Genomic DNA, 8,736 nt, shown 5'->3' with positions numbered 1-8,736 from the left:
TATCTGCGAAACAGGCTCGGAAGGCCTCGGGAATGACTCAGCCTGTTTATCTCTCCCTCAGGCGTCCCTGAGGATCTTAATACATGCAGACAACAAGGTCTGCACGTATAAGGAATGACGGATTTGGATTCGCTATTACCAATGGCTACTTTGTCAATGGTCTGAATCAACAGTAGTTGATTGATTTAAAAAGAACAATCGTTAATGTTCCCGCTATACCTTTTTTTATATCACTACACGTAACCTATTGAATTTAATTGATATATGAGATATGTCGTGAAAAAGGGTTACCCGGAATCCTCTTTCTGGCAAAAAGGAAGGACAGGATCTCGGTTTTGCGGAGTTGGACATTTTATTCTTCGATGAAATTCAGACCCCGCTCTCCCTATTTTAATTAAATCATTGCTATAAATATTTTCTTTTCTATATTAAATATTGGCGTAATTTTTTGTTCATAAATAACGCTAATCTATAAAAAAAACCTATTTGTGAAATATATTTTTCAGGATTGTTGCATATGGATAACGCATTTAGCCCCTCTGATCTAAAAACTATTCTGCACTCAAAGCGATCCAATGTTTATTACCTGCAATATTGCCGTATTTTAGTCAACGGCGGACGGGTCGAATACGTTACCGATGAAGGTAAACAATCCCTGTACTGGAATATCCCCATCGCCAATACCAGCGTCATTATGTTGGGAACCGGAACGTCAATTACTCAGGCGGCTATGCGTGAATTTGCTCGCGCCGGCGTGATGATCGGTTTTTGCGGCGGGGGCGGAACGCCGTTATTTTCGGCGAATGAAGTGGAGGTTGATGTTTCATGGCTAACGCCGCAAAGTGAATATCGGCCTACCGAGTATTTACAGGATTGGGTGAGTTTCTGGTTTGATGACGAAAAGCGTTTGGCCGCCGCCGTTGCCTTTCAGAAAGTGCGTATCGCACAGATTCGTCATCACTGGCTGAATGCTCGTATGGAAAGGGAACCAGGCTTCGCACTAAATAGCGACAGGCTGTTGGCCCTGCTTGATCGTTACGAACAAAGTTTGCCATCGTGCGCTAATAGTAATGATCTACTGGCGCAGGAAGCGGTGATGACCAAGGCGCTGTATAAGCTGGCGGCCAATGCCGTTAATTATGGTGAATTCATTCGTGCGAAGCGGGGTGGTGGCGTCGATCTGGCTAACCGTTTTCTCGATCATGGCAACTATCTGGCTTATGGGCTGGCCGCGGTCGCCACCTGGGTAATCGGTTTGCCGCACGGATTGGCGGTATTGCATGGCAAAACCCGTCGCGGCGGGCTGGTATTTGATGTGGCTGACTTGATTAAAGATGCGCTGATATTGCCGCAGGCGTTTATTGCGGCAATGGCCGGGGACGATGAGCAAGAATTCCGGCAGCGCTGCCTGAGCGGCTTTCAGCAGGCGGATGCGCTGGATGTGATGATTGATGCGCTACAAACGGTTGCCGGGAAATTAAGTCGGGTCGGACGATGAATATTCTGCTGGTTTCCCAATGCAATAAACGGGCGCTGATCGAAACCCGGCGCGTGCTGGATCAGTTTGCTGAACGTAAAGGCGAACGCACCTGGCAAACCGCCATCACACTGGAAGGGCTGAACACTTTACGCAAGCTGTTGCGTAAAACCGCCCGGCGCAATACCGCCGTTGCCTGCCACTGGATAAAAAGCGCCAATCGGACGGAATTATTATGGATTATCGGTAATTTACGCCGTTTTAATGCGCAGGGCGTGGTGCCTACCAATATGACCGAGCGCGATATCCTGAAATCGCAGGATGAAAATCAGTGGCATAACCTTGAATCCATCAGCCTGCTCGCCGCGATTGCCGGATTGTTTCACGACTTCGGCAAAGCCAATGAGTTGTTTCAGCAGGGATTGCGCGGCGAAGGGAAAACGTACCAGCCTTACCGGCATGAATGGGTTTCTCTGCGTCTGTTTCAGGCGTTTGTCGGCGATCGCGATGATCTGACCTGGCTGACTGCGCTTAGCCAGATCGATATTGCCGATGAAGCCGTATTACTCCAGCAACTGCGAAAAGACGGCGTCGAGTCGTTCAGCAATCCCTTTAAAGATTTACCGCCGCTGGCAACGGTCATTGCCTGGCTGATTGTTGCGCATCACCGCCTGCCTGCTTATCCGGCAAAAGAAACCGCGTTTCCCGAGCGTTATACCCGTCCACCGGAGTTGGCTTATGTCGATAGCTGGTTGACGCAACAGCTTACCGCCGTGTGGAATTCCACCAATATGGACAGGGAATCATGGAGCGATCGGGACAAACAGGCGGTCTGGCGCTTTCCCTACGGCACGCCGATACGCAGCAAAACATGGCGCGATAAGGCGCATAAATTTGCCTCCCGGGCGCGGCAACTGGGTTCGCTGACTCAGTACGCTATGCTCGGTCAGCGCCACAGCTGTCATCTTGCACGCCTGGCCCTGATGCTGGCAGACCATCACTATTCTTCACTAGAGCCCACCGAAGGCTGGCAGGATACGGCTTATGCCGCCATCGCCAATACCGACCGCCGGACCGGGCGGAGTAAGCAGAAACTGGACGAACACTGTATCGGCGTCGGGCAAAATGCCCTGCTGCTGGGGCGCAGTCTGCCGCAGGTGAGAAAAACGCTGCCGTCCATCACCCGCCATAAAGGATTTAAGCAACGCAGCGCCAGCGCAAAATATCGCTGGCAGGATAAAGCATTTGACTTGGCCTGTACGCTGCGCGAGCGTTCAGCCGAACAGGGTTTCTTTGGCGTAAATATGGCGTCGACCGGATGCGGTAAGACCTTTGCCAATGCCCGCATTATGTACGGTCTGGCGGATGAAAAGCAGGGCTGCCGTTTTTCCGTCGCGCTGGGGCTGAGGACGCTGACGCTGCAAACCGGCGATGCGCTGCGAGAAAAGTTAACGCTGCGGGATGACGATCTGGCGGTGCTGATAGGTTCGCAGGCCGTCAGCCAATTACATAAGTTAAATCGGGACGCCGCCAGCGCCGCTGAGCGTTCGGGCAGCGAATCGGCCGACGCTTTATTCGCGGAGCATCAGTATGTCAGTTACGACGGCAGTCTGGATGACGGGCGTCTCAGCGCCTGGCTAAACAAAAGCCCGACGCTGCATAAATTGCTTAGCGCGCCGGTGCTGGTATCAACTATCGATCACCTGATACCGGCGACGGAAGGGGTGCGCGGCGGCAAACAGATTGCGCCGATGCTGCGCCTGCTGACCGCCGATCTGGTACTGGATGAACCGGATGATTTCGACATCGCCGATCTGCCCGCGCTGTGTCGGTTGGTGAATTGGGCGGGGATGCTGGGCGCGCGCGTATTACTCTCTTCCGCCACCTTGCCGCCGGCGTTGATTCAGGCATTGTTTAACGCCTATCGCTGCGGGCGGGCTGAATATCAGCAGGCATGCGGCACGCCGGACCGGCCGGTGAACGTCTGCTGCGGCTGGTTTGATGAACATACCGCGCTGCAAAGCGATCATCGGACGGGTAAATCTTTTAAACAGGCCCATGAAACGTTTGTGGCGGCGAGAGTAGAAAAACTGCGACAAGCCCCGGTGCTGCGCCTGGCCGATCTGGTTCCTGTCGCTATTTCCGCAACGCGGCCCGGTGAGGTGATTGCCGGAATTGCCGCCGCTTTTCATCAATCGATGATGACATTGCATCAGGCGCATCACCAAACGCATTCATCAGGCAAAACGGTATCGCTGGGGCTGATTCGCATGGCGAATATCAACCCGCTGGTGGCTGTTGCCCGCCATTTATTCCAGGTGCCTTCACCGGCGGACTACCGAATTCATTACTGCGTGTATCACAGTCAGCATCCTCTGGCGATGCGCTCATATATCGAACAGCGGCTGGACGCCTCACTCACCCGTTATAATCCGGATGCGCTCTGGCAAATAGATGAAATCCGGCAGGCGCTGGCGCATGACCGGGAACGGCACCATCTGTTTGTGGTGCTGGCGACTTCGGTAGCGGAAGTCGGCAGAGATCACGACTATGATTGGGCCATTGCCGAACCCAGCTCCATGCGTTCGCTGATCCAGCTTGCCGGGCGGATCCAACGCCACCGGCAGCAGGAGCCGGTTACGCCGAATCTGCATATTTTGCGTAAAAACGTAAAAGCGCTGCGCGAGCGCCGTCCAGCCTATAGTCGTCCCGGGTTTGAGTCCCGCGCGGCAAATGACCCAAAGCTGGTCAGCCACGATCTGGCGGATTTACTGACGGAAGAGCAGTATCGCGTAATCAGCGCCATTCCCCGGATTCAGCAGCGACCCTCGCTTACGCCAGAGCAAAACCTGGTGGATTTGGAACATCACATGCTGCGCAAGGCAATGCAGGGGATAAAGAATTCACCGCATGACTACGCCGCGCTGTGGTGGCAAACCTCTGCTGACTGGAGTGGGGAACTACAGCGCCTTAAACCGTTCCGCCAGTCGGTGCCGGATGAGCAACACTATGCATGGATAGCCGAAGAGGGCGACCCGCTCAGGTTTAAAATGCCGGACAGCGGTTATTCAGGCTGGAAAGAGAGTTATGTGTTTCAGGATATCGACATCGTGCTGGCCGAAGGCGTCAGCAGCTGGCTGAGCGCGGACTATCAGTCCATCTACCTGCAACTTTCGGAACGGCTGGATATGGAGCTGAGCGCCGTTAGTCAGCGTTTTGGCGAGCTCAACTTACCGGTTCGTGATGAAGAGAAAAACGAAAGATGGCTATGGCACCCGTTGCTTGGGGTGTTTGGCGCACTCGATTGATATAAAAAGGAGAAGGACAATGGAAGAGGACGGACTAAGTCGGTTTATTCTCGACTATATCGAAAACCGCAAACGGCTTAGGCTTGAGGCGGCGGAAAAAAAGTTTGCCGACGATGAACCGGCGCTGGCGGCCGAACGGCAGGAGATTAACGACCGCTATCAGAGCCAGGCCTGGTTAACCGATGCCGCTTCCCGCGCGGGGCAGATCAGCCTGGTGACGCATGCGCTGAAGTTTACCCACAGCGACGCCAAAGGCAGCAGCGTATTTAGCGTTCAGGCGCAGGAAGAGAGTCCTGAATATCTTTCGACCGCCGCGCTGAAACAACCGGCGGTGGATGCGGTGGGGAATGCCGCCGCGCTGGATGTAGCTAAATTGCTACAGACGGAATACCAGGGGGATTCGCTGGTCGCGGCATTGCAGCGTGGCGATGATTCCGCGCTTGCCGCATTGACGGATGACCCGCAGCAGCTGGCGCAGTGGGTAACCGGTTTTAAGCAGGCGCTGACGGATAAGCAGCTCAGTTCGCACAAGCTGGCCAAGCAGATCTACTTCCCCTTGTCAGACACCTCCGCTGACGGCCAATACCACTTAATCAGTCCGCTTTATTCATCCTCACTGGCACAGGCGCTGTACCAGCGCATTACGGCCGCGCGTTTCAGCGATGAGGCCAAGGCGGTTCGTTTGGCCAGAAAAGAGAAGCGCTGGCACGATGAGATAGAGGTGTCTTTCCCCAATCTTGCCGTACAAAACATGGGGGGCACCAAACCGCAGAATATCTCGTTTCTTAACAGCGGCCGCCGGGGAAAGTCCTACTTATTGCCTTGCGCCGCGCCGGTCTGGGAAAGCATGGCGAAGCCGCCGTTACAGCATAAGTCCATTTTTCGCCCCCGCGGCGAGTTTGAATATCTGGCCCGTTCGGCGGTGCGGCAGATGCGACAATTTCTGCTCAGTGTCGCACCGGTCGGCAACACGCTGGAAATCCGCCAGCAATGCTGGTCGTATGCCGATAGCATTATCGACAGTTTATTTAACTATGCGGCGGCGATACAGAATTTAGAAGCGGGGTGGAGCAGAGAAGAAACCTGCCGCTTAAAACGCTCCCAGCAGCTGTGGCTCGATCCGTATAGCGCCCTATCTGACCGGGATTTTAAATTTGAACGCGAAGGCGGCGACTGGAAAAAAGAGGTCGCACAGGACTTTGGCGTCTGGCTTAACCGTCAACTGGAACATGAACAGCTACGCTTCAGCGAGGTTGAGCGGCGGGAGTGGTCGACGGCCGCGTTGTTCAAACGCCGGATGCGGGAGTCTGAGTCCGCGCTGACGGAGGAGATGCGATGAGCACGCTGATTATTTTGCGTCATGTAAGCGTGGAAAACGCCAATGCCATCGCCGGCTTGACTTACGGTTTTCCGGCTATCACCCACTTTCTGGGTTACACCCACGCCCTTTCCCGCCGGCTACAGCAAAGCCATAACCTGACGCTGAGCGGTTGCGGGGTAATCTGCCACCGACAACAGCTCCATGCTTACGGCTCCGGCTGGGAGCGATCTTTCGCGCTTACCCGCAATCCGTTGACTAAAGAAGAGAAAACCGCGGCGTTTAATGAAGAAGGCCGCATGCATATGACGGTCTCTCTGCTGATGGAATGCCACGGCGTGATTGCCGATGGCGATGAAGGCGCGCGGGCGCTGGCGGATCACCTGTCCATACACTGTGCCAATCTGCGGCTGGCGGGCGGTGTAATTACCCGTATCGGAAAAATCGACGTAGTGGCCTTCCCGCAAAATGAGGCGCAAACCCGCAGCGTCATGCGTCGTTTGCTGCCCGGCTATATGTTGCTGGATCGGCGTGAACTGCTGAAAAATCATTTTGAGCAGCTCAAACAGGGAAATCCACAAGCCGAAATGCTTGATGCCTGGCTGAATTTCGTGGCGATAAAGATGGGCGCCGTAGCGAACAACGACGGCAATGAGCAGGTTGACTGGCGTTATCTGCCAAAGCCTGAGTCAGGTTATCTGGTGCCGCTGATGACCGGCTATCGCGCGATTTCTCCGCTGTATGCCGCCGGCGAGGTGGAGAAAACCCGCGATCCGACGACACCGTTTTGCTTCGCCGAGTCGATCTACGGCATCGGCGAGTGGCGAGGAGCACACCGTATTGACGATCTTCACGCTGCGCTCTGGCGCTACTGCTATCACAACGGCTGGTATCTGTGCCGAAGCAACAGTGCTGTTGCAACCGAAACCTACGAATTTAACGACGACGAATAACGGAAAAAGGATTTAATCATGGCTAAAACAACCATTAAAACGGCATCAGTACTGGCGTTCGAACGTAAACTGGCTAATTCCGATGCGCTGCTGTTTTCCGGTCACTGGGATCAGGCAGTTGGCTGGCAGCCGATCGAAATAAAAGAAAAAGCGGTACGCGGCACCATATCCAACCGTCTGAAAAATGCTCTGGCCAGCGACCCGGCCAAGCTGGATGCCGAGATTCAAAAAGCCAACCTGCAACGCGTTGATGTGGCGTCTCTGCCTTTTGATGCCGATACGCTGAAGGTCAGTTTTTCGTTACGCGTGCTGGGTAATCTGGCGACGCCTTCCGTCTGTAACGATCAGGATTATCAGGCCGAACTATCACGGGTGATTGATGGTTATATCGCCGAATACGGATTCGGCGTGCTGGCGGCGCGTTACGCGGAAAATCTGGCTAATGGCCGCTTTTTATGGCGCAACCGGATTGGGGCTGAGGCGTTGAAAATACGGGTAACGCAGGGTGAAAAAAGCTGGACGTTCGATGGCGAAGACTATTCGCTGCGGCACTTCAGCGAGCCCGGCGATGATTTGGCACAGCTGGCGGCGGCCATTGAGCAAGGGCTATTGGGGCAGGGTTCGGCTTTTTTCACCGTTGAAGCGTTTGTGCGCTTAGGGGCCGGTCAGGAAGTGTTCCCCTCGCAGGAACTGGTGCTGGACGACAACAGCCGCAATAAGAAAAGCAAGATTCTGTATCAGGTGGATGGTACGGCAGCGCTGCATTCCCAAAAGATTGGCAACGCCTTGCGTACCGTTGATGATTGGTATCCTGATGCGGTGGAACTGGGGCTGGGGCCGATTGCGGTTGAACCTTACGGCTCAGTGACCAGCCGAGGCAAAGCCTATCGTCAGCCTAAGCAGAAAATGGATTTTTACACCCTGCTGGATAACTGGATCACCAAAGGCAATGCACCGGAACAGGATCAGCAGCATTATGTGATAGCGACACTGATTCGGGGCGGTGTGTTTGGCGAGAAAGGTGAATAAGGAGCAGGCCATGGATCACTACCTTGAGATACGTGTGCTGCCAGATCTCGAATTTACCGAATCAGAACTGCTGAATGCGCTGTTTGCCAAACTGCACCGTTCGCTGGGACAAATGGCAACGGGAAACATTGGCGTAAGTTTCCCTGACGCCGGAAAAACGCTGGGTAAGACCATCCGGTTGCATGGCCCGGCACACGCGCTGTCTGCGTTACAGGCGAGCAACTGGCTGAAAGGATTACGGGATTATACCCAAAGCAGTGAGATTCAGCCGGTGCCCGTTGGGGCAAAATTCCGCACCGTGCAACGGGTTCAGGTGAAAAGCAGCGCGCCGCGTTTGCGTCGGCGTTCGGTTAAAAAAGGCTGGCTGACCGAACAGCAGGCGGAAGAGCAGATACCGCTTACCTGCGAGAAGCGCACTAACCTGCCTTTTCTACAGTTAAAAAGTCTGTCATCTGGTCAGATGTTCAAGCTGTTTGTCGCGCAGGGACCCATTCAGGAAACGCCGGTTAAGGGGGAGTTCAGTTCATACGGGCTGAGCTCAGCCGCCACCGTGCCGTGGTTCTGACCCTTTTTCTTCGGTCAATCCTAACCTGCTGATTTTACATAGGATTGACCACTCGTTTAAAAAAGGGTTTTTACGTCGCTGATGCT

General features: G+C 54.2%; 6 protein-coding genes. All 6 read left to right on the top strand.

Annotated elements, in window-relative coordinates:
- Positions 1–517: 517 nt before the first annotated feature.
- Genes cas1f through cas6f form a run of 6 tightly spaced genes read left to right on the top strand, consistent with a single transcriptional unit; the run spans position 518 to position 8,650 of the window.
- A complete protein-coding gene (gene cas1f / locus MFP24_RS16915) occupies positions 518–1,498 on the top strand; it encodes a type I-F CRISPR-associated endonuclease Cas1f (RefSeq protein WP_249231163.1) in 981 nt (326 codons plus the stop codon).
- A complete protein-coding gene (gene cas3f, locus MFP24_RS16910) occupies positions 1,495–4,785 on the top strand; it encodes a type I-F CRISPR-associated helicase Cas3f (protein WP_249231164.1) in 3,291 nt (1,096 codons plus the stop codon). The genes cas1f and cas3f overlap by 4 nt, the downstream gene beginning before the upstream one ends.
- 19 nt (positions 4,786–4,804) lie before the next feature.
- Positions 4,805–6,124 carry a type I-F CRISPR-associated protein Csy1 gene (gene csy1, locus MFP24_RS16905; RefSeq protein ID WP_249231165.1) on the top strand — a complete coding sequence of 440 codons (1,320 nt, stop codon included), beginning with the start codon at positions 4,805–4,807 and terminating at the stop codon, positions 6,122–6,124.
- Entirely contained in the window at positions 6,121–7,056 is a 936-nt protein-coding gene (gene csy2, locus MFP24_RS16900) for a type I-F CRISPR-associated protein Csy2 (RefSeq protein ID WP_249231166.1), read from the top strand. Before csy1 ends, csy2 begins: the two co-directional genes overlap by 4 nt.
- Before the next feature lie 18 nt (positions 7,057–7,074).
- Positions 7,075–8,085 carry a type I-F CRISPR-associated protein Csy3 gene (gene csy3 / locus MFP24_RS16895; RefSeq protein ID WP_249231167.1) on the top strand — a complete coding sequence of 337 codons (1,011 nt, stop codon included), beginning with the start codon at positions 7,075–7,077 and terminating at the stop codon, positions 8,083–8,085.
- A gap of 10 nt (positions 8,086–8,095) precedes the next feature.
- Entirely contained in the window at positions 8,096–8,650 is a 555-nt protein-coding gene (cas6f, locus tag MFP24_RS16890) for a type I-F CRISPR-associated endoribonuclease Cas6/Csy4 (protein ID WP_249231168.1), read from the top strand.
- Positions 8,651–8,736: the final 86 nt, after the last annotated feature.

The sequence above is a fragment of the Brenneria tiliae genome (assembly GCF_023347575.1).
In the GTDB taxonomy this organism is placed as follows: domain Bacteria; phylum Pseudomonadota; class Gammaproteobacteria; order Enterobacterales; family Enterobacteriaceae; genus Brenneria; species Brenneria corticis.
This window is presented reverse-complemented; position numbering and strand designations above follow the sequence as displayed.

Coding starts and splice junctions, on each gene's coding strand:
- cas1f (WP_249231163.1), top strand. CDS start 518: ATGGATAACGCATTTAGCCCCTCTGATCTAAAAACTATTCTGCACTCA.
- cas3f (WP_249231164.1), top strand. CDS start 1,495: ATGAATATTCTGCTGGTTTCCCAATGCAATAAACGGGCGCTGATCGAA.
- csy1 (WP_249231165.1), top strand. CDS start 4,805: ATGGAAGAGGACGGACTAAGTCGGTTTATTCTCGACTATATCGAAAAC.
- csy2 (WP_249231166.1), top strand. CDS start 6,121: ATGAGCACGCTGATTATTTTGCGTCATGTAAGCGTGGAAAACGCCAAT.
- csy3 (WP_249231167.1), top strand. CDS start 7,075: ATGGCTAAAACAACCATTAAAACGGCATCAGTACTGGCGTTCGAACGT.
- cas6f (WP_249231168.1), top strand. CDS start 8,096: ATGGATCACTACCTTGAGATACGTGTGCTGCCAGATCTCGAATTTACC.